Source organism: Paracoccus jiaweipingae (assembly GCF_044335505.1).
GTDB lineage: Bacteria > Pseudomonadota > Alphaproteobacteria > Rhodobacterales > Rhodobacteraceae > Paracoccus.
The window spans coordinates 532,439-551,690 of the sequence record NZ_JBISBS010000002.1; the positions used below are offsets into that span (position 1 = coordinate 532,439).

Here is a 19,252-nt window from a genome sequence, read left to right on the forward strand (position 1 = left end):
CCACAGCGCCCGGACCTGACACCCTTGCCCTGACGCCCCCGAACCCGCCGCGCGCTGCCCCATCACACCCGGCCACGCAGCCCCGCGCGTGGCCACGCAAAAGGGCGGACCACACGGCCCGCCCTTTCCAGTCGCCCCAGCGATGGGGTCGGTGATGTGAGGTCAGTTGCCCCCGGCGGCCTTGTCATCCGCCTGTTCGGCGGCAGGGGCCGGTTGGGCGGTTTTTTCAGCTTCGGCCAGTTTGGCGTCGATGATCGCCTTCAGCTTGTCCCAGTCCTGATTGGGCACCTGTTCGCCGGCGATGACAAAGCTGGGGGTGGCCTCGACCTTGTCGTCGGTGGCGTGTTTCTGGAAGGTCGCGACCAGCTGTTCGACCTTGGCGGTGTCGTTCCAGCAGGCATCGACCTGTTGCGCGCTGATCCCGGCCTTGGCGCCGATCTTTTTCAGATTGGCGGCGATTGCCTCGCCATCCTTGCCGCTGATCCAGTCGCGCTGTTCGTCAAACAGCATTCCGCCCACGGCATAATATTTGTCATCGCCGCCACAGCGCGCCAGAATGCCCGCCCACAGCCCGACCGCGTCGAAATAGATGTCGCGCTGAACGAACCGCACCTTGCCGGTGTCGATGTAATCGGCCTTCAGTTTGGGGAAGGTCTCGGTGTGGAAATCGGCGCAGTGGCTGCAGGTAAAGCTGGCATATTCAAAGATCGTCAGCGGCGCATCCGCTGACCCCAGCGCGATGTCAGGCAGGATCGCCGGCGCGGCAGGCTGGGTCGCGGGGGCGGCCGGGGCCTTGGGGGCCTCGGCGGTCTGGGCCAGCGCCGGTAATGCGGCGAAACCAAGCGCCAGCGCGGTCAGCGCGGGGCGAAGCAGGGTCATGGGAATACCTTCCTTTTGTGATTCCGGTCCCGTCGGGACAAAATATTCTGGGCCAAACGCAACAGCTTGTTGCGCAGTTCACTGTCATCGAATTGCGGCACCATATCCTGCGCGGCCTGCTGGCGGGCGCGTTCCGCCGCCGGGTCGGGGCGGGGTTTGGGCGCCGGGGCGAACACCGCCTGCCCATCGGCAAAGCCCGTTGGCGCGGTCTGGGTCACGCGCACCCGCGCCACGGCGTTGAAACCGTAACAGGCATTGACCTTTTCGCGGATCAGCGGGGCCTGCATCTCGACCATGGGGGCGGTCGGGCCGGTGGTCAGCAGCACCAGCGTGGCGCCGAACCCGTCGCGCGGGTGGGTGATGCGCACGGGGCGACAGATCGCGGCCAGATCGCGGCCCACCACCTCGGGCCAGTTGGTCAGCAGGCGCGACACGGCAAAGCCCCGGCTTTCCCCGGCCTGCCGGATGCGGCCCGCCAGCAGGGTCGAGGCGGCCTCGAACCCGCGCATCCGCCGCCGGGGCGGCGCGTCCTGCCCCTTTGGGCGACGCGTGCTGCGCGATTGCGGTTTTGCCATGCGGTCCCCCTGTTGCCCGCGCCGGTGATCGCCTGCGCCCCTGTCGGTGGCCGGCAAATCCCGATAAACTGGTCCCAACATGACACATCGCGCCTGCGGATGCCAGAGGGCGACCGCACAAGGATTTTAAACATTGCGTGACGACCCCGCCGCCATCGCCCCCCTGCTGCTGGACTGGTATGACCGCCACGCCCGCGACCTGCCATGGCGCGTCGGGCCTGCGGCGCACGCGGCAGGGGTGGTGGCTGACCCTTACCGCGTCTGGCTGTCGGAAATCATGCTGCAACAGACAACGGTGGCGGCGGTCAGGGGCTATTTCCAGCGTTTTACCGACCGCTGGCCGGATGTGGACGCGCTGGCGGCGGCGGATGATACGGATGTGATGGCCGAATGGGCGGGGCTTGGTTATTACGCGCGCGCCCGCAACCTGTTGGCCTGCGCGCGGGCGGTGGCGGCGCGGGGCGGGTTTCCGCGCGATTATGCCGGGCTGATCGCGCTGCCGGGGGTTGGCCCCTATACCGCCGCCGCGATTGCCGCGATTGCCTTTGACCAGCCCGAAACCGTGGTCGACGGCAATGTCGAGCGCGTCGTGGCGCGGCTGTTTGCCGTGCCGGACCCGCTGCCCGGTGTCAGGCCCCGGCTGCGCGCGCTGGCCGATACGCTGACCCCGCAGCGGCGCCCCGGCGATTTCGCGCAGGCGATGATGGATCTGGGGGCGACGATCTGTACCCCGCGCCGTCCCGCCTGTGGCATTTGCCCGCTGCACCACCCCTGCGCCGCCCGCGTGGCGGGCCTTGCCGCCGACCTGCCCCGGCGCGCGCCCAAACCGGCCAGGCCGCTGCGGCACGGTCAGGTCTGGATCGGGCTGCAACGCGGTGCGGTGCTGGTCGAACAGCGCCCGCCCAAAGGCTTGCTGGGGGGCGTGCTGGCCTTTCCGTCCGCCCATTGGGACGGGCGCGACCTGCCGCCGCCCGCGCAGGCCGACTGGCACCGGATTGGCACGGTGCGGCATGTCTTTACCCATTTCACGCTGGATCTGGACGTGCATTTCGCGCGTTTCACCGCCAACCCCCAGCGCGGTTTTCTGATGCCGCTGGATGATTTTCACCCCGACGCCCTGCCCGGCCTGATGCGCAAGGCATGGGCGCTGACAAAGGACCACCGATGACCAACCCGACCGATGGCTTTACCCTGACCCACACCATGATCCGCATCGCCCGGCCCGAACGGTCGCTGGCATTTTACCGCGATGCGCTGGGGATGCGGCTGGCGCGCAGGCTGGATTTTCAGGACTGGAAATTCAGCCTGTATTTCCTGCAAGCACCGGGGAATGGCGCGCCTGCGGATTCGCTGTCGCAGACCTTCAGCCGCCCCGGCCTGCTGGAGCTGACGCATAACTGGGGCGACGAGGACGCGCAGTTCCACGATGGCAATTCCGACCCCAAAGGTTACGGCCATATCTGCATCGCCGTGCCCGACCTTGCCGCCGCCTGCGCGCATTTCGACGCGTTGGGGGTGCGTTTCCACAAGCGCCCGGACGAGGGCGGGATGAAAAACGTCGCCTTCATTCTGGACCCCGACGGATACCGGATCGAGGTTGTCCAGCCCGACCTGATGGACGGGGTCGTGGGGTTTGCCGACAAAACCGCCTGATCCGCACCAACGCAACGCTGGATCGGCGGGAAAAACGCGATTATCCTGTCAGTCAGGCTGATTTGACAGGTTGTTATGCCCGCTGGACCCCGCGCTGCGCTGCCCTTCTGGCTGTCCCTTGGGATGGTGCCTTTGGTGATTCTGGCGGCAACACAGGGTGGCTGGTGGTTTTTGTGCCTGCCCGCCTATGGCTGGCTGATGGTGACGCTGATGGATGCGGCGCTGGGGCTGAACACCGCCAATCCCGACCCGCAGACGCCGGAACGCGACCTGATCTGGTATCGCGCCATCACGCTGATCTGGTTCCCGATCCAGTTCTGCCTGATCTTTGGCGGCATCTGGTATGCCACCCACAGCGGGCATCTGTCGGGCTGGGAAAAGGTCGGGCTGTTTTTCGGCATCGGCGTGGCCAGCGGCACCATCGGCATCGTGTACGCGCATGAATTGCTGCATCAGCGCAACCCGCTGGAACGCTGGCTTGGCGACCTGCTGCTGGCCTCGGTGCTGTATTCGCATTTTCGGACGGAACATCTGCTGGTGCATCATTCCTGGGTCGGCACCCCGCGCGACCCGGTGACCGCGCGCTATAACGAGGGTTTTCACCGGTTTTTTCTGCGCGTTCTGCGCGACTGCCCCCGCAGCGCGTGGCGGGCCGAGTCAAACCGGCTGCGCCGCGCCAACCGCCCCGTCACCGACCGGCGCAACCCGTTCTGGCGCTATGCCGCGTTGCAAGGCGCGATGCTGGCGCTGGCGGCGCTGATCGGCGGCTGGCTGGGGCTGGCGCTGTTCGTGTGGCAGGCTTTCGTCGCGGTCTGGCAGCTGGAGCTGACGAATTACGTCGAACATTACGGCCTGACCCGGCGGCATCTGGGGGCGGGCAAATATGAACATGTCCGTCCGCATCATTCGTGGAACGCGGCGCATACGGCGTCGAACTGGCTGCTGATCAACCTGCAACGCCATTCCGACCACCACTATAAACCCGACCGGCGCTTTCCTTTGCTGCAAACCTATGACCGGGATCAGGCGCCGCAGCTGCCGCTGGGATACCCGGCGATGACCTTCATGGCGATGGTGCCGCCGCTGTGGCGACGGCGCGTGAACCCGCGGGTGCGGGCGTGGCGGCAACAGTTTTATCCCGATATTCAGGATTGGGCGCCCTATAACCGCGCCGAAACCCCGATGCCGCGCAGCGCGCTTTAGCGGCGGGCCAGAATGCGGGCAATGCCGAACAGGCTGATGCCGATCCAGAAGGCCTCGATCACCGCCGAGGCCAGATTAAAGTTGAAATACAGCGAAATCGACAACAGGATCGCCCCGGTCAGGTTGATCAGCGGAAACGCGATCTGGTCGGCGCGCAGCCACCCCGCCTGCGTCGCCAGATAAGCCCCCACCACGCAGGCGGTGCCGGAAAGTCCGATCAGGTCGGGCAGTGTCAGCATCGTTCTTCCTTTTTCGCACCAACGGCCAGATGGCCCTGTGGCCGGTTCTGAACCGGCAGGGGCGTTACGCCGTTTCGGACGGAATGAAAAGGCCCTGCCGGGCAGATGCGCGGCAGGGCAAGGCGGATTCCGGCCGCACGATGCGAACAGGCCGGAACCATGGCGAAACCGTAAAAACCTTAATTGGCGCGGGGGGCATCGGCGGCCGACATCTCGGCCCGGATCTGCTGGCGCAGGATGTCGATGGGGACCATGCGCCCTTCGCGCTTGAAATGCCAATAGGTCCAGCCGTTGCAGGACGGCGCCCCTTCCAGCTTGGCACCGACCTGATGGATGCTGCCCTTGACGTCATTGCCGATCAGGCTGCCATCGGCGCGCACCTTGGCCTTGTGGCGGTTGCCGATGGAAAACAGCTCTTCGCCCGGACGCAACATGCCGCGTTCGACCACCTGACCAAAGGGCACGCGCGGTTCGGCGCGTTTGCCGGTGGTGGTGGACAGCGCGCTGGAATCAAAGCGGCGAATCCGCGACAGGCGCTTTTCGGCGGCGGCGCGATAGGTGTCCTCGCGCTCGATACCGATGAAATCGCGCCCCAGCATCTTGGCCACCGCGCCGGTGGTGCCGGTGCCAAAGAACGGGTCCAGCACCACGTCGCCGGGGTTGGTGGTGCCGACCAGCACCCGGTGCAACAGCGATTCGGGCTTTTGCGTGGGATGGGCCTTGTCGCCATTGTCGTCTTTCAGACGCTCGCCACCGTTACAGATCGGCAGCACCCAGTCGCTGCGCATCTGCACACCCTCGTTCAGCGATTTCAACGCCTCATAGTTGAAGGTGTATTTCGCGCCCTCGGATTTGCTGGCCCAGATCAGCGTTTCATGGGCGTTGGTCAGGCGCTTGCCGCGAAAATTCGGCATCGGGTTGGATTTGCGCCACACCACGTCGTTCAGAATCCAGAAACCCTGATTCTGAAGCTCGGCCCCCATGCGGAACACGTTGTGATAGCTGCCGATCACCCAGATCGCGCCATTGGGTTTCAGCAGCCGCCGCGCCGCCGCCAGCCAGTCGCGGGTAAAGCGGTCATAGGCGGCAAAGCTGTCGAACTGGTCCCAGTGGTCGTCGACCGCATCCACCTTGCTGTTGTCGGGGCGATGCAGATCGCCGCGCAATTGCAGGTTATAGGGCGGGTCGGCAAAGATCAGATCGACGCTGCCGGCGGGCAGGCTGTTCATGATGTCGATACAGTCGCCAGCCAGAATCTGGTTCAGCGGAAGCGACCGCGCGGACGCGGGTTTGGTGTCGGTTTTGCTCATCTCGGCCTCAAGGAAGTGCTGCGGCTTTGCGCCGTCTGTCTGCCCCTAAAGATGAGTCACAGATGATTCGCCGTCAATTTCTTTTTTGAATCAACGGGTTGAGTTTTTGCCTTGCCACAAGATATTGTGGACGGGTGCGAAGGAACGCCTATGATGCGGGGTCACCCCCAAATCTAGCAGCGCCTTTTTATGCGCCGGCGTCGGATAGCCCGCATTCTGTTCCCAGCCATATCCGGGGTGCTGTTGCGCCAAATCAACCATGATGCGATCACGCAACACCTTGGCCAGCACAGACGCCGCCGCGATCGACAGCGACCGGGCATCGCCCTTGACGATGGCCCGCCCCGGCAGGCCCAGATCGCGCGGCACGACATTGCCGTCGATCAGCGCAAGGTCGGGCCGGCGCGGCAGCCCCGCCACCGCGCGGCACATCGCCAGATGGCTGGCGTGAAAGATGTTCAGCCGGTCGATATCTGCCACATCGACATGGGCAACGGACCATTCGGTCTGATCCATGATCTGCTGCACCAGCGCCTCGCGCCGGGCGGCGGTCAATTTTTTGGAATCGTTCAGCCCGTCTGGGATCTGTCGCGGGTCCAGAATCACCGCGGCGGCGGTGACCGGCCCGGCCAGCGGCCCGCGACCGACCTCGTCCACACCGGCGATGCAGCGCGCGCCATCGTCCAGCGCCGCCTGTTCAAAGGAAAAATCGGGGATTGTCGTCATCACAGCCATGCCGCCCGCAATGACCGCAACCGGGCGCCAAGGCAACCCCGCCGCCCTCTGTCGGGGTGACGCAACGTCACGGCAACAGCCGAACCCCCGGACAGACGCCAAAACCGGGCAGTTCAATTTAACGTTAGCGTCAGCCTCGACGGTTTAGTATGGTCTGACCGGCCTGACAGCGTTAACAGGCCACGTCGAACAAGGCCCCCTGCCCTTTTGGACAGGTTCTTCCTGACCGGTGAACGTGTCACACAGATGATGGGGGGCAATAATCACGAACCGGGCACAATGCCCCAAACTCGTCGATCAGGTTTTTAAAATGAAAACGTTTTCCGTACACAGCCTTGTTCCCGCGCCCGGCGGAACACGCGGCAAAGTCCGTCGGACCCACACCTGGCTTAGCGTCAAGGCCGAGGTTCTGGACCGCATCCGTTCCGGTCGCTGGGGGGCGGGCCAGATGATCCCCACCGAACACGCACTGGCCGCCGAACTGGGCTGCGCCCGCGCGACGGTCAACCGTGCGTTGCGCGAACTGGCCGACAGCGGCATTCTGGAACGCCGCCGCAAGGTCGGCACCCGCGTCGCCGCACAGCCCGATCCGGGCGCGCTGGCCAGCCTGCCCATGCTGACATCGCAGATCGAAAAGACCGGCATGGCCGCCGTTTATCGCCTGCTGACACAGGACACGGTGCCCGCCCCCGCCGATGTGGCCAAGCGGCTGCACCTGCCCGAGGCGACGCCGCTTTTGTATCTGGTCAGCCTGTTTACCGCCGACGACGCGCCCTATTGCGTGGAACATCGCTGGATCAACCCGGCGCTGATCGGTGACCCGCAGCCGGATTTCACCCGCATCAGCGCGAATGAATGGGTGCTGACCCATCCGGGCGCACCCATGGCAATATGATCATCCACCCCGACAGCGCGCGCACCGATTGCTGCAACCTTCAGGTCACCAAGGGCCAGCCCCTGCTGGTGATCGAGGCCGACAACTGGGCCGGCGCGCAACCCATCAGCCTGACGCGCCAGTATTTTCCGCCCACGCATCAGTTGCACCTGCCCATCTGAACGCCAGCCCACCTGACCATCGGGATCGCCCGCGCCAGCCAGCCACCATTTGCCAGACCCAGCCTGTCAGCCAGCCGCCAGCCTGCCCCGCCAGGGCGCGGCATTCACCGGCACGTCAGGGCGGGTCCAGCGGCAATTCGAGGCCAGCCCGCCGCGCCGCACACCCCCGCCCCCCTTAACCGCAGATGCGGGCGCGGGCCTGCGCGGCCTCGGCAATCAGGCCCTTCACAATCGCGGCCAGCGGCTGCGGGCTGTGGGTCAGCGCCAGCGCCTGCCCTGCCGCATACAGCCCCTGTTCCACATCACCGCTGCGATAACCCTGCCGCGCGATCTGGCCCGATACCAGCGGCAACAGATCGGCAATGGTGACATCGGGCTTTTCACGTTCCAGCCGCGCCACGGCATCGGTGGTGGCATTGCGCAGCGTGCGCACGGTATTGCGCACCGACTGCATGGTCAGCACCGTGTCGCGTTCATTCGCCTGCGCGATACGCTGTTTAAAGGCGGGATGGGCCGGGATCTCGTCCGCGACCAGAAACCGGGTGCCGATGACCACGCCCGCCGCGCCCATGGCCAGTGCCGCGATGATCTGGTCACCGGTCGCGATGCCGCCGCCGATCAGGAAGGGAATGTCCAGCGCCCGCGCCGCCATGGCCGCATTGACCATGGTGCCGGTCATGTCCATCCCCGGATGACCGCCGCATTCCGCCCCCACGATCGACACCATATCGACCCCGGCGCGCTGTGCGCTGACGGCATAGCGCACCGCCGGAACCTTGTGGATCAACAGCGCATTACCCTGACGGATGATCGGCATGTATTCCTCGGGGGACCGCCCCGAGGTTTCGATATAATCCACGCCCTCATCGACGATCAGGCGGAACACATCCGCCGTTTTTTCGCCCGGCACCAGCTTGGGCAGCATCGAGACATTGACCCCGAAAGGCCGGCCATCGGCCTCGGCCCGGCAGCGGCGGATCTGGTCGCGCAGATCATCAGGGTCGGGAAAGCTGGCGGCGGTGATAAAGCCCAGAATCCCCGCCCGCGCACAGGCCGCGACATAGCCCGCATCGGCCAGCCACATCAGGCCACCGGCCAGAACAGGGGCCGCCAGTGGAATGCGGCGGGTCAGCGCGGTCTGGGGGAAAGGGGTCATCGGGGCCTCCGGCTTGTGATACCGGCCAAGGCTGCCGCGAAGCGCGCGGCGGCGCAAGACGGCGCATGCCGTCACCGCCGCCTGCCGCAGCGGCGCGTTGCGTCACGCCGCGCCACGTCACCGGCTTGTGAGGCACCCCCCGTGGCGCCGCCGGCGCGGCCCGGCTATAAGCAGGTTTCCGCCACAGCATCAGCCACGGAGACCCGGATGCGCGACCCCAACAGGCCACGATTTTCCCGCATGGCGCGGGTTGCGTTGATACTGTGCCTGCCGGCGATGGCGGCAACGCAGGCCATGGCACAGGCGGGAACGCAGGCGGGCGCACAAGCCGCCACGCCGCGCTTTACCGCCGCCGATATCGAGGCCGCGCGTTTTGACGGCACCGCCATGCCAGCGGGAAAATCGGCACTGGGGGCGCGGTTACAGGTGCTGCTGGACCGCGCCGGGATTTCGCCGGGTGTGACCGACGGCTTTAATGGCGGCATGAGCCGCAGCGCGATCGAGACCTTCGAACGCCGCGCCGGGCTGCGGGTTGACGGGGTGCTGGACCTTCAGGTCTGGGATCTGCTTGGCGCCTATGCGGTCGCGCCGATCACCCGCAGCTATACCATCACCCCCGCCGATGCGCAGGGGCTGGTGCCCAACATCCCGTCCGATTACGCGCAAAAAGCGCAGATGAGCACCCAGGGCTATACCAGCATTGCCGAAAAGCTGGCCGAGCGGTTCCACATGGACGAAAAATTCCTGACCTATCTGAACCCCGGCATTCCCATCCTGCCCGGCGAGACGATCACCGTCACCGACCCCGGCCCCGAACGGCGCGGCACCGTCGCCCGCGTCAGCGTCGACAAGGACAGGCGCCGCGTGACCGGTTACGATGCCAACGGCCAGATCTTGGTGGATTACCCGGCGACGATCGGGTCGACCGATACGCCCTCGCCCTCGGGGTCTTACAAGGTGCGGGCCATCGCGCTGGACCCGGTTTATACCTACAACCCCTCGCGCAATTTCAAGCAGGGCGACAATGACAAGGTGCTGTCGATCCCGCCGGGGCCGAACGGGCCGGTGGGCGATGTCTGGATCGCGCTGACCAAGCCGACCTATGGCATCCACGGCACCGCCACCCCGGCGCGGCTGTTCGTCAGCCAGTCGCATGGCTGTGTGCGGCTGACCAACTGGGACGCGCGCGAACTGGCGCATATGGTCCAGCCGGGCGTGACCACGGTCGATTTCCTGCCGCTGGCCGATGCCCCGGCCGATGCGGCGGCAGACGCGGGGGCAGCGCCTTCACGCCTCAGCCTTCGGGAAAACGGCCCGGTTTCGGCGCTGTCCTCGGCCCGCAGGCCGGTGCCGGCACCGCGGCTGCGCCCGGCGCAGGGGACCGATGCGGTCGGCGCCGCCGCGCTGGATGGCACTGCGGCGCCGGTCCCCTCCGCCAGCCAGCCGGCCCCACGCTGATGGTTTGCGGGCCGGTCCCGGCGGCGGGTGGGGCGGCGCGCTGGCTGCTGCTGGCGGCGATGGCCGTGGCACCGGCCCTGCCCGGCGCGGCCCAACAGCGCCCGCCACAGCGGCCCCAGCAGCCACAGGCCATACCCGGTGCAGCACCGCCGCAGGCACCCGCCAGCGCGCCGTCAGGCATCGCCCTGTCGGCGGCACCCAAGCCCCCGCCGCCCAAGCCCGCACCCCCCAAGCCCGCACCGCCCGGCACCGCCGCCCAAGCCGACCCCGAACCTGACAGCGCCGCCCCACCCGAGGTCAGCCCGGACGCCGCCACGCCCGGCAGGTCAGCCGACCCTGACACCGCCCCGCCCCCTGCGCCGCCCGCATGGCAGGCGCTGCGGGAAAGCGATTTTGATCACGCCGCCTGTCGGCTGGGTCTGTTCGCGCTGGGGGCAAAATGGCAGGCCACCGCGCCGGTCAGCGACCCGCAGGACCGCGATTGCGGCATTGCCCGGCCGATCCGGCTGATGCAGGTGGTGCCGGGTGTGGACATCCCCGGCGGCGCACTGATGCGCTGTGATCTGGCGCTGGCACTGGGGCTGTGGACCCGCGATTTCGTCCAGCCCGCGGCACAGCATCTGCCCGGGTCGCCACGGCTGACGGGGCTTGTCCCCGGATCGACCTATAAGTGCCGGATGCGGGTGGGCAGCGGTCAGGACCGGATCTCGCAGCACGCGCTGGGGAATGCCTTTGACGTTATGGCCTTTCGCTTTGAAGGCCGCGACGACCTGCCCGTCAGCCCGCGTCAGGACAGCGGCGACATGGCCGAGGCCTTTCAGCGCGCCGTGCGGGGTGCGGCCTGCCTGTATTTCACCACCGTTCTGGGACCGGGCAGCAATGCCGCCCATGACGACCACCTGCATCTGGATCTGGCGGCGCGCAAGGGCGGCTGGCGGCTGTGCCAGTAACCGCCCGTCAGGCGGTCAGCGGCGCATCTTTTCGATGTCCAGATAGGCCGGGTCGAACCGGGCCAGCCGCACCAGCCCTTCCCAGTTCAGGATCTGCACCTCGGTCCCGGACCAGCGCACCAGCGCGCGGTCGCGCAGGTCACGCACCGCGCGGTTGACGTGGATCGGGCTGTAACCCAGCAGATCCGCCAGTTCCCGCTGTAACAGCGGCAGGACAAAACGGTCATCGGTCGCCGCACCCACCAGGCTGAGCCGGGTGAACAATTCGCACAGCAGATGCGCCAGATGCGCGCTGGACCGCAGCGAGGCCGCCGCCACCAGCCATTGCCGGTGAATCGCCGCATCAATTACCGTCGACATCCATAACAGGCGCGACAGATGCGGGTAATTCTCGGTGATTTCGGTCAGCTCGTCATGGTCGACAAATTCGACCACCACCTGCCCCATGGCAACGACAGTATGTTCCAGACCGGCCAGAACAAAGCCGTGCAGGTCAACGAAATCGCCCGGCACATGCAGCGCGGTGATCACCCGCCCCTCGGGGCGCCCGACCAGCCGGTGCGACCGCGCGGTCATGCCGCTTAACATCATGCAACTGCGCGTCGCGATCATCCCGGCGGGAACCACCACCTCGCCGGGGGCGAAGGCGACTTTTTGCGTGGGCAGGGTCTGAAGCCGCCGGATGTCAGCCGTATCCAGATCGTCACGCCGCTCAAGATACCGAATGAAGAAATCGGTAATCGCCATGACATTTTCCCCCTGTCTGCGTCTTTGCGCGGTTGCCGGAACCTGTCAAATCGGCCCCGGCGGCGCAATGCCGGACAAGGTCGCCTTAACAATCATTAAGCAGCCCCGGCGACACGGAAAAATACGCGGTTTCAGCCCGCTATCTGCGCCGTCCCGGATGCTGCACGGACGACCCCGAACGCGCGCGACCCGCCGGGGGTTTCAATGCCGCCGCCAGTGCCGCGAAACTGTCAGTGACGCCATCGGGCGATTTGCGCCCCACAAAAGCGTCCAGCGCAGGCCAGATCTGCACCGCCTCGTCCAGCATCGGGTCGCTGCCTGCGGCATAAAGCCCCGCCTTGATCATCGTCTCGGATTCGGCGTAGGCCCCCAGCGTGGCGCGGGCCTTGCGGATCAGCTCGTTCTCGGGGTCGCTGGCCGCCCCCGGCAAGGACCGCGAGACCGAGCGCAGCACATCAATCGCCGGAAAGCGCCCGCGTTCGGCAATGGCGCGGTCCATCACCACATGGCCGTCCAGAACGCCGCGCAGAATATCGGCCACCGGCTCGTCCATGTCGGACCCGGCCACCAGAACACTGAAGATGCCGGTAATGTCGCCACTGCCCTCGGGTCCGGGACCGGCGCGCTCCGCCAGCCCCATGATCAGGTTCGAGGTCGAGGGCGGGAACCCCCGGTCGCTGGCCGATTCCCCGCCCGCCAGCGCGATTTCGCGATGCGCCTCGGCAAAGCGGGTGATGGAATCGGCCAGAAACAGCACATGCTTGCCCGCATCGCGGAAATGTTCGGCCACGCTCATCGCGGCCCAGGCGCAGCGCCGCCGCACCAGCGGCGACTGGTCCGAGGTCGCCGCCACCACAACCGACCGCGCCATCCCCTGCGGCCCCAGAACTGATTCGACGAATTCGCGCAATTCGCGCCCACGCTCGCCAATCATCGCGATCACGATGACATCGGCCTCGACCCCGCGGGCAAGGTTCGACAGCAGCGTCGATTTCCCCACCCCCGACCCGGCGAACAGGCCGATCCGCTGGCCCTGAACCAGCGGCAGAAGCGTGTCGAACACCGCCATCCCGGTGGCCATGCGCGCCCCCAGCCGCTTGCGCGAGGCGGCGGGCGGCGGCGGGCGGCGATAGCCCCGGCTGGCCCGGCCCTGCCGCAGCACCCGCCCGTCAAGCGGCTGACCGAACGGGTCGACCACCCGACCGATCCACGAATCATCCGGGGCGATTCGCGGCGCGAATAACAATTCGACCGCATCGCCAATCGCCAGCCCTTCCAGCGGCCCTTCGGCCAGAATCACCGCATCGCCCTGTGACAGCGCCAGCACCTCGCCATGCAGGGGGTCACCGCAACTTGTTGAAAAAACAACACGATCCCCAACGGATGCGTGCCCATCCAGCCCAGATACATGCACCAGCCCGGCCCATATCCGCGTCACCCGCCCAAAATGCCGCGCCAGCCGCAGCCGCGCGATTTCCGCCGAGATCGAGTCAATTTTATCCAATTTTTCGCCCTCCGGTTGCCGGAATCACCCGGCTCGAAAGGGTTTATAAACCTATTGGGGTTAAGACAGGGTTTATCGCAATGAGGAGAAAGCCTTGTTTGATCAACTCGACACCTTTCGCATGGCCCGTGCGCTGACCGGTCATGCCACGGCCCGTCAGGCGATCATGGCCCGCAACGTGGCCAATGCCGATACGCCGGGCTATCGCGCCGGCGATCTGCGCGATTTCACCGAATCTTATGCACGCGCGGGCGATGTTACCTTGCGGCGCACCGACCCCCGGCATCTGGCCGGGGCGGGGCCGGACCTGACGGACCGCATCATTGATGCCGGCGGCGAACCTTCGCCCAACGGAAACACCGTCTCGCTTGAGGGTGAAATGTTGCGACAGGCCCAGATCCGCAAACAGCATGATCTGGCGGTGACGGTTTATAAATCGTCGCTGACGCTGCTGCGCACCAGCCTTGGCCGCAGGGGGTAACAGATGTCAGACCTCTCTGCGCTTGAACTGGCGGCCTCGGGGATGCGCGCGCAAAGCGTCCGCCTGCGGCACAGCGCCGAAAACATCGCCAATGCCGACACCCCCGGCTATCACCGCAAGCTGGTCGGCTTCGAGCCGGAGGTGGATTTCGGGCGTGCAACCGGCCGGGTTCAGCCCAGCCCGACACGGCTGGACCGGACGGCGCCGGAACGGGTCTATGACCCCGCACATCCGATGGCCGGGCCGGATGGCTATTACGAAGGCTCGAACGTCAACCTGATCGTCGAGATCGCAGACACGCGTGAGGCCAGCCGCAGCTACGAGGCCAATCTGCGCGTCTTTGAACAATCCCGCCAGATGAGCAGCTCTTTACTGGACCTCATCCGCCGATAACCCGCTGACATAGGAGAATCCATGATCACCGCAACCAACGCCGCCAATGCCTTCCGCGCCGCCCAACAGCATCTGGGCCCGCGCCCTGGCGAGGCCACCGAAAAAACCTCGTTCGAACAGGTGCTGCAACAGGCCGATCAGGCCGCTATCGGCGCCATGACCGGTAAAACCGACACCCCGCAGCTGGTGCAATCCATCGCCGAGGCAGAGCTGGCGCTGGAAACCGCCGTCGCCATCCGGGACAAGGTTGTCGAGGCTTATCAGGAACTGATGCGGATGCCGGTCTGATCGCCATGACCGACAATCTGATCTTCGACATCGTGCGGCAAAGCCTGTGGGTGGCAGTGGTGATTTCATCGCCGCTGCTGGTCGTGGCGCTGGTTGCCGGTGTCATTATCGGCCTGTTTCAGGCGCTGACCTCGATTCAGGAAATGACCCTGACTTTCGTGCCCAAGGTCGGCCTGATGCTGGCCGTGTTCTGGGTCACGATGAGCTTCATGACCACCACGCTCAGCAGCTTTTACACCGACCAGATCATCCCCCTGATCGAGGAAGCCCCCTGATGGACAATGCGATCTATACCTCGCTGACCCGCCAATCCGGCCTGATGCGCGAAATGCGGGTCATCGCCAACAACATCGCCAATGCCGATACCACCGGGTTCCGGCGTGAAGGTGTGGTGTTTTCGGAATATATGAAATCGCTCGATTCAACCGGCGAAACGCTGTCGATGGCCAATGCCCGCGGACGGCTGGTCGATCTGACGCAGGCCGGGCTGTCACAGACAAACGGCCCGCTGGATATGGGGATCGAGGGCGAGGGTTTCTTCATGATCGAAACCCCGGACGGTCCGCGCCTGACCCGCGCCGGCAATTTCCTGACCTCGCCCGAGGGCGAGCTTGTCACCCCCGACGGCCATCGCGTCCTGGACGAGGGTCGGGCCCCGATCACCCTGCCGCAGAACCCCGGCGCGGTCTCGGTCGGGCCGGATGGCACCATCACCGCCAACGCCGTTCCCATTGCCCGCATCGGCCTGTTCCGCCCGTCCGACCCAAACAGCATCCTGCATCAGGGCGGCACCAGCTTCAGCTTCGAGGGCGAGGCCGAACCCGCAGCGGATGCCCGCCTTCGGCAGGGGTTTTTGGAAGGCTCGAATGTCGATCCGATGTTCGAAATCTCGCGCATGATCGAGGTCCAGCGCGCCTACGAAATGGGGCAGGCCATGCTGGAACGCGAGGACCAGCGCATCCGTAACGCCATCACCTCGATGACGCGCTGAAAGGATACATCATGAAAGCACTGCAAATCGCCGCCACCGGCATGAGCGCCCAGCAGACCCGCGTCGAGGTGATCTCGAACAACCTGGCGAACATGTCCACCACCGGTTACAATGCCCGCCGCGCCGAATTCGCGGATCTGCATTACCAGCAGGCCGCCCGCCCCGGTGCGATTACCGCCGCTGATGGCACCATGGTGCCAGCCGGGGTTCAGCTTGGTCTGGGGGTGCGCCCCAGCGCCGTGACCGTCAGCATTGCCCAGGGGTCGCTGAATCAGACCAATAACGATCTGGATGTGGCGATTGACGGGCATGGCTATCTGGAGGTGCGGATGCCCTCGGGCGCCTCGGGATATACCCGCGACGGCAGCCTGAAACGCTCGGCCGAGGGGCTGGTGGTGACCTCGGACGGCTATCCCGTCATGCCCGAAATCACCGTGCCGTCGGATGCGCGCTCGATCTCGATCAATGCCGCGGGCGAGGTTTATGCCTATTTCAACGACCGCATCGAACCCGAATTGATGGGCCAGTTCACCCTGACCCAGTTCACCAATGAAAAGGGGCTGGAAGCGATCGGCTCGAACCTGTTTCTGGAAACCCCCGCTTCGGGCGCTCCGCAAACCGCCAACCCCGGAACCGAGGGGCTGGGAACCCTGCGGCAGGGCTATCTGGAGGAAAGCTCGGTCGATGCGGTGCGCGAAATCACCGAACTGATCAAGGCACAGCGGGGCTATGAAATGAATGCCAAGGTCATCACCGCCGCCGACCAGATGCTTGGCGCAACCGTGCAGGTGCGGTGATGCGCTGGATCGTTCTGCTGGCCCTGACCGCGCTGCCGGCATCGGCGCTGACCGCGGCGCGCACACTGCCCGCCGGCACCGTTCTGGCCGCCGCCGACATCATCGCAGATGGCGACGAGGCCCGTCACGCCGTCGGGTTGCAAACCCGCATGACGGTCTATGAAGGCCGCCCCATCAACCCTGCGCAATTGCGGCCGCCGCTGCTGATTGACCGCAACGATCTGGTCACCGTGCGCTTTCACAAGGGCGGCATCGACATCACCACCGAGGCCCGCGCCCTGGAACCCGGCGCGGCAGGTCAGCGGATCCGGCTGATGAACCTGACCTCGCGCAACACGATCTCGGGCTATGTCACGGCGGATGGCAGTGTCTCGACCAACCCGCCGGAGGACCGGAAATGAAAAGACTGTTTGTCACACTGGCCGTTCTGGGCGCGCTGTCGGCCTGCGGGCGCGTCGCCAATATCGGCCGGCCCCCGGCGCTGGACGAGCAGCGCGCCTCGGCCGAATTCGAGGCCATGGCCAACCCCGAACTCGATTTCTCGCTGGCGGCACAGCCCCCGGCACGCGGGGCGTCGCTGTGGCAGGGACCGCAGCATTCCATTGTCGGTGACCGCCGTGCGGTGGCGCGGGGCGATATTCTGACCGTGGTAATCGAAATCGACGACCGCGCCGAGATGAGCAACACCTCGGGGCGATCGCGCAATGCGTCGGACAAGATGGGCATTTCGCAGCTTGCCGGCCTGCCCCAGCGCCTGCAACGCCAACTGCCCGAGGGGGCGACGGTCGACCCGCTGGTCGAAGGCAAATCGGCCTCGACCTTCAAGGGCACCGGCAGCGTCTCGCGTCGCGAAAAGCTGACGCTGCGCGTTGCCGCCACGGTGCTGGACCGGCTGCCCAACGGCGTCTTGCACATTCAGGGCACCCAGCAGGTTCGCGTAAATTACGAAATGCGCGACCTGACCGTCAGCGGCTTTGTCCGCCCGATGGACATCGACCGCAATAACGAGATCCGTTATGACCGCATCGCCGGCGCGCGGATCTCCTACGGGGGGGAAGGCCAGATCAGCGACGTGCAACAGCCCCGCTATGGCCAGCAGATCGCTGACATCCTTCTGCCGTATTAAGGTGCAAGATATGAAAAAGATCCTTCTGATCGTGCTGCCGGTGCTGGCATTCTTGGGTGGCGGTTTCGCGGGCGGAATGCTGGCGGGTCCGTCCGAAAGCGACAGCGCTGCCAAAGATCATTCAACGGCGGAAAAGAAAGACGCTGACAGTCACGGCGATGACGGCCATGGCGGTGACGCCGGACATGACGATGGTCACGGGGATGATCACGGCGATGGGGGTAACCCTGACGCCTTGTCCTGGTATCGGTTTCCCAGCCAGTTTTTCATCCCCCTGATCCGTCAGGGTCAGGTGGCGGATATCATGGTCGTCACGGCCACGATCGAGATGCCCAAATCCGCCGAGGAAGAGGTTTACCGTCAGGAACATCGCCTGCGTGACGCGCTGCTGCGGCAGATGCTGATCCATGCCAACAGCGGCGGCTTCGATGGCAACTTTACTTCCGAGGCGCATTTGCAGGCGTTGCGGCGCGAATTGCTGGTCGCGGCCCAACAGGTTTCGGGCGATCTGGTTCATGCCGTTCTGATCGAAGATATCGTCAAGCAGAAGCCCTGATGCAACGGATGGCAGGCGCGCGCCAAAACGCCTATAGCACGGTCATGAAAGCCGCGCCGCCAACCACAGCCATCCTGCTGGCGACCCGCAACGGGGCGCCGTTTCTGCAAGCCCAGCTTGACAGCATCGCCGCGCAACGCGCTGTGCCCTGGCGGCTGATTGCCTCTGACGACGGCTCGACAGACGACACCATCAGCTTGTTGGAGGGCTTTGCACAGCGCTTTCCCGGAAAGGTGACCGTGCTGGCGGGTCCGCGTCAGGGGGCCAGCGCGAATTTCCTGCATCTGATTAGCCATGTTGCCCCCGGCGAAGCGCTGGCCTTTTGCGATCAGGACGATGTCTGGCTTGAGGACAAGCTGGCCCGCGCATGGGCACGGCTGACAACGGCCCAAGGGCCGGCCCTGTATGGCGCCAGCACCCTGATCAGCGATGCCGCGCTGCGCCCGCAGAAGGTGTCGCGGCGCTTTGCCCGCCCGCTGCGGCTGGAAAATGTGCTGGTGCAGGTGCCCTTTGGCGGCAACACAATGCTGGCCAACCCCGCTGCGGTGGCGCTGTTGCAACAGGGCGCGACGCAGGCGGCGGCGCTGGGGGTGGTGTCGCATGACTGGTGGACCGCACTGGTGGTGTCGGCCTGCGGCGGGGCGCTGCTGCGCGACGAAGACCCGGTGCTGTTGTATCGACAGCATGACGGAAACGAGGTCGGGCGCAATGACACCCTGCGCGGTATGGCCGCGCGTTTTGCGATGCTGACCAATGGCCGTTTCGGCGGCTGGATGGCGCGCAATCTGGCGGCGTTACGCGCTTATGAATGTCTGGTTCCGGCGCGGAACCGCGCCATGCTGGGACAACTGACCGCGGCGCTGGCGCAACCCGGACCGGTTGCTGCATGGCGTCTGTGGCAGCTGGGTCTGTATCGCCAGACCCGCAGCGGCAGCGCGGCGCTGTTTCTGGCGGCGGCATTGGGGGCGATGCGCGTCCGCGCTGAAAATCGCCGGGACTGACAGCACCATCGCAGACGGCATCCACCGGGCGACGCAAGTCAGGTCGCTGGGATGGTGATGGCCGCGATAACCTATCGCGCCAGATTTTTCAGATATTTTCCGTATTGGTTTTTTCCGCAAAGGTCTGCGCGTTTGATGAGGTCTTCGCGGGTGA

25 protein-coding genes are annotated in these 19,252 nt (G+C 65.7%); 17 read left to right on the forward strand and 8 right to left on the reverse strand.

Features of this window, described 5'->3' with window-relative positions; translation table 11 throughout:
* Positions 1-162 precede the first annotated feature (162 nt).
* Together ACFXP9_RS05995 and ACFXP9_RS06000 are read right to left on the reverse strand one after the other, a co-directional pair.
* Positions 163-879 (reverse strand): thioredoxin domain-containing protein, encoded by a 717-nt coding sequence (locus ACFXP9_RS05995; protein ID WP_397208992.1) that lies wholly within the window; start codon positions 877-879, stop codon positions 163-165.
* On the reverse strand, positions 876-1,454 hold the full coding sequence (locus tag ACFXP9_RS06000; RefSeq protein ID WP_397208993.1) for a DUF721 domain-containing protein: 579 nt from the start codon (positions 1,452-1,454) through the stop codon (positions 876-878). The genes ACFXP9_RS05995 and ACFXP9_RS06000 overlap by 4 nt, the downstream gene beginning before the upstream one ends.
* Positions 1,455-1,587: 133 nt before the next feature.
* Here ACFXP9_RS06000 and ACFXP9_RS06005 point away from each other — a divergent pair, with 133 nt between their 5' ends.
* The 3 genes from ACFXP9_RS06005 (at position 1,588) to ACFXP9_RS06015 (ending at position 4,310) form a co-directional block, all read left to right on the forward strand.
* Positions 1,588-2,622: an A/G-specific adenine glycosylase gene (locus tag ACFXP9_RS06005; protein ID WP_397208994.1), complete on the forward strand. Its 1,035-nt coding sequence runs from the start codon at positions 1,588-1,590 to the stop codon at positions 2,620-2,622.
* The gene (gene gloA / locus ACFXP9_RS06010; protein WP_397208995.1) at positions 2,619-3,107 is read left to right on the forward strand and encodes a lactoylglutathione lyase; all 489 of its coding nucleotides are present in this window, start codon (positions 2,619-2,621) and stop codon (positions 3,105-3,107) included. Before ACFXP9_RS06005 ends, gloA begins: the two co-directional genes overlap by 4 nt.
* Positions 3,108-3,182: 75 nt before the next feature.
* On the forward strand, positions 3,183-4,310 hold the full coding sequence (locus ACFXP9_RS06015) for an alkane 1-monooxygenase (protein ID WP_397208996.1): 1,128 nt from the start codon (positions 3,183-3,185) through the stop codon (positions 4,308-4,310).
* Here the strand turns inward: ACFXP9_RS06015 and ACFXP9_RS06020 are convergent.
* The 3 genes from ACFXP9_RS06020 to ACFXP9_RS06030 all read right to left on the reverse strand — a co-directional run bounded on the left by ACFXP9_RS06020 (position 4,307) and on the right by ACFXP9_RS06030 (position 6,588).
* Entirely contained in the window at positions 4,307-4,549 is a 243-nt protein-coding gene (locus ACFXP9_RS06020) for a CBU_0592 family membrane protein (RefSeq protein ID WP_397208997.1), read from the reverse strand. The genes ACFXP9_RS06015 and ACFXP9_RS06020 overlap by 4 nt on opposite strands.
* 179 nt (positions 4,550-4,728) lie before the next feature.
* Positions 4,729-5,859 carry a site-specific DNA-methyltransferase gene (locus ACFXP9_RS06025; protein WP_397208998.1) on the reverse strand — a complete coding sequence of 377 codons (1,131 nt, stop codon included), beginning with the start codon at positions 5,857-5,859 and terminating at the stop codon, positions 4,729-4,731.
* 90 nt (positions 5,860-5,949) lie between these two features.
* On the reverse strand, positions 5,950-6,588 hold the full coding sequence (locus ACFXP9_RS06030) for a ribonuclease HII (protein ID WP_397209016.1): 639 nt from the start codon (positions 6,586-6,588) through the stop codon (positions 5,950-5,952).
* Positions 6,589-6,904: 316 nt separating this feature from the next.
* Between ACFXP9_RS06030 and ACFXP9_RS06035 the strand changes: the two genes are divergently transcribed.
* The gene (locus tag ACFXP9_RS06035; RefSeq protein ID WP_397210050.1) at positions 6,905-7,489 is read left to right on the forward strand and encodes a GntR family transcriptional regulator; all 585 of its coding nucleotides are present in this window, start codon (positions 6,905-6,907) and stop codon (positions 7,487-7,489) included.
* The gene (locus ACFXP9_RS06040) at positions 7,486-7,650 is read left to right on the forward strand and encodes a hypothetical protein (RefSeq protein ID WP_397210052.1); all 165 of its coding nucleotides are present in this window, start codon (positions 7,486-7,488) and stop codon (positions 7,648-7,650) included. Before ACFXP9_RS06035 ends, ACFXP9_RS06040 begins: the two co-directional genes overlap by 4 nt.
* Positions 7,651-7,825: 175 nt before the next feature.
* Here the strand turns inward: ACFXP9_RS06040 and ACFXP9_RS06045 are convergent, their stop codons facing one another.
* Positions 7,826-8,806 carry an NAD(P)H-dependent flavin oxidoreductase gene (locus ACFXP9_RS06045; RefSeq protein ID WP_397209000.1) on the reverse strand — a complete coding sequence of 327 codons (981 nt, stop codon included), beginning with the start codon at positions 8,804-8,806 and terminating at the stop codon, positions 7,826-7,828.
* Positions 8,807-9,013: 207 nt separating this feature from the next.
* On the opposite strand from ACFXP9_RS06045, the gene ACFXP9_RS06050 reads away from it, so the two are divergent.
* Together ACFXP9_RS06050 and ACFXP9_RS06055 are read left to right on the forward strand one after the other, a co-directional pair.
* A complete protein-coding gene (locus ACFXP9_RS06050; protein ID WP_397209001.1) occupies positions 9,014-10,264 on the forward strand; it encodes a L,D-transpeptidase family protein in 1,251 nt (416 codons plus the stop codon).
* Positions 10,264-11,214 carry an extensin-like domain-containing protein gene (locus ACFXP9_RS06055; RefSeq protein WP_397209002.1) on the forward strand — a complete coding sequence of 317 codons (951 nt, stop codon included), beginning with the start codon at positions 10,264-10,266 and terminating at the stop codon, positions 11,212-11,214. Before ACFXP9_RS06050 ends, ACFXP9_RS06055 begins: the two co-directional genes overlap by 1 nt.
* Before the next feature lie 15 nt (positions 11,215-11,229).
* Here the strand turns inward: ACFXP9_RS06055 and ACFXP9_RS06060 are convergent, their stop codons facing one another.
* Both ACFXP9_RS06060 and ACFXP9_RS06065 read right to left on the reverse strand, forming a co-directional pair.
* On the reverse strand, positions 11,230-11,961 hold the full coding sequence (locus ACFXP9_RS06060; protein WP_397209003.1) for a Crp/Fnr family transcriptional regulator: 732 nt from the start codon (positions 11,959-11,961) through the stop codon (positions 11,230-11,232).
* 139 nt (positions 11,962-12,100) lie between these two features.
* A complete protein-coding gene (locus ACFXP9_RS06065) occupies positions 12,101-13,456 on the reverse strand; it encodes a FliI/YscN family ATPase (protein ID WP_397210056.1) in 1,356 nt (451 codons plus the stop codon).
* A 103-nt stretch (positions 13,457-13,559) separates the two neighbouring features.
* Here ACFXP9_RS06065 and ACFXP9_RS06070 point away from each other — a divergent pair, with 103 nt between their 5' ends.
* From ACFXP9_RS06070 to ACFXP9_RS06115, 10 genes are read left to right on the forward strand one after another with little or no spacing between them, the layout of a single operon-like run.
* Positions 13,560-13,946, forward strand: coding sequence for a FlgB family protein (locus tag ACFXP9_RS06070; protein WP_397209004.1), 387 nt, complete (start codon positions 13,560-13,562; stop codon positions 13,944-13,946).
* A 3-nt stretch (positions 13,947-13,949) separates the two neighbouring features.
* Positions 13,950-14,339, forward strand: a complete 390-nt coding sequence (gene flgC, locus ACFXP9_RS06075) for a flagellar basal body rod protein FlgC (RefSeq protein ID WP_397209005.1) — start codon at positions 13,950-13,952, stop codon at positions 14,337-14,339.
* 21 nt (positions 14,340-14,360) lie between these two features.
* Positions 14,361-14,627 carry a flagellar hook-basal body complex protein FliE gene (locus tag ACFXP9_RS06080; RefSeq protein ID WP_397209006.1) on the forward strand — a complete coding sequence of 89 codons (267 nt, stop codon included), beginning with the start codon at positions 14,361-14,363 and terminating at the stop codon, positions 14,625-14,627.
* Positions 14,628-14,632: 5 nt separating this feature from the next.
* Positions 14,633-14,902 (forward strand): flagellar biosynthetic protein FliQ, encoded by a 270-nt coding sequence (locus tag ACFXP9_RS06085; RefSeq protein ID WP_397209007.1) that lies wholly within the window; start codon positions 14,633-14,635, stop codon positions 14,900-14,902.
* Positions 14,902-15,618 (forward strand): flagellar hook-basal body complex protein, encoded by a 717-nt coding sequence (locus ACFXP9_RS06090; protein WP_397209008.1) that lies wholly within the window; start codon positions 14,902-14,904, stop codon positions 15,616-15,618. The genes ACFXP9_RS06085 and ACFXP9_RS06090 overlap by 1 nt, the downstream gene beginning before the upstream one ends.
* 11 nt (positions 15,619-15,629) lie before the next feature.
* Complete coding sequence (gene flgG / locus ACFXP9_RS06095; RefSeq protein WP_397209009.1) at positions 15,630-16,415, forward strand: flagellar basal-body rod protein FlgG; 786 nt, start codon at positions 15,630-15,632, stop codon at positions 16,413-16,415.
* The gene (flgA, locus tag ACFXP9_RS06100; protein ID WP_397209010.1) at positions 16,415-16,816 is read left to right on the forward strand and encodes a flagellar basal body P-ring formation chaperone FlgA; all 402 of its coding nucleotides are present in this window, start codon (positions 16,415-16,417) and stop codon (positions 16,814-16,816) included. Before flgG ends, flgA begins: the two co-directional genes overlap by 1 nt.
* Complete coding sequence (gene flgH, locus ACFXP9_RS06105; RefSeq protein ID WP_397209011.1) at positions 16,813-17,541, forward strand: flagellar basal body L-ring protein FlgH; 729 nt, start codon at positions 16,813-16,815, stop codon at positions 17,539-17,541. The genes flgA and flgH overlap by 4 nt, the downstream gene beginning before the upstream one ends.
* 10 nt (positions 17,542-17,551) lie before the next feature.
* Complete coding sequence (locus tag ACFXP9_RS06110) at positions 17,552-18,097, forward strand: hypothetical protein (RefSeq protein ID WP_397209012.1); 546 nt, start codon at positions 17,552-17,554, stop codon at positions 18,095-18,097.
* Positions 18,097-19,098 carry a glycosyltransferase gene (locus ACFXP9_RS06115; protein WP_397209013.1) on the forward strand — a complete coding sequence of 334 codons (1,002 nt, stop codon included), beginning with the start codon at positions 18,097-18,099 and terminating at the stop codon, positions 19,096-19,098. Before ACFXP9_RS06110 ends, ACFXP9_RS06115 begins: the two co-directional genes overlap by 1 nt.
* Positions 19,099-19,252: the final 154 nt, after the last annotated feature.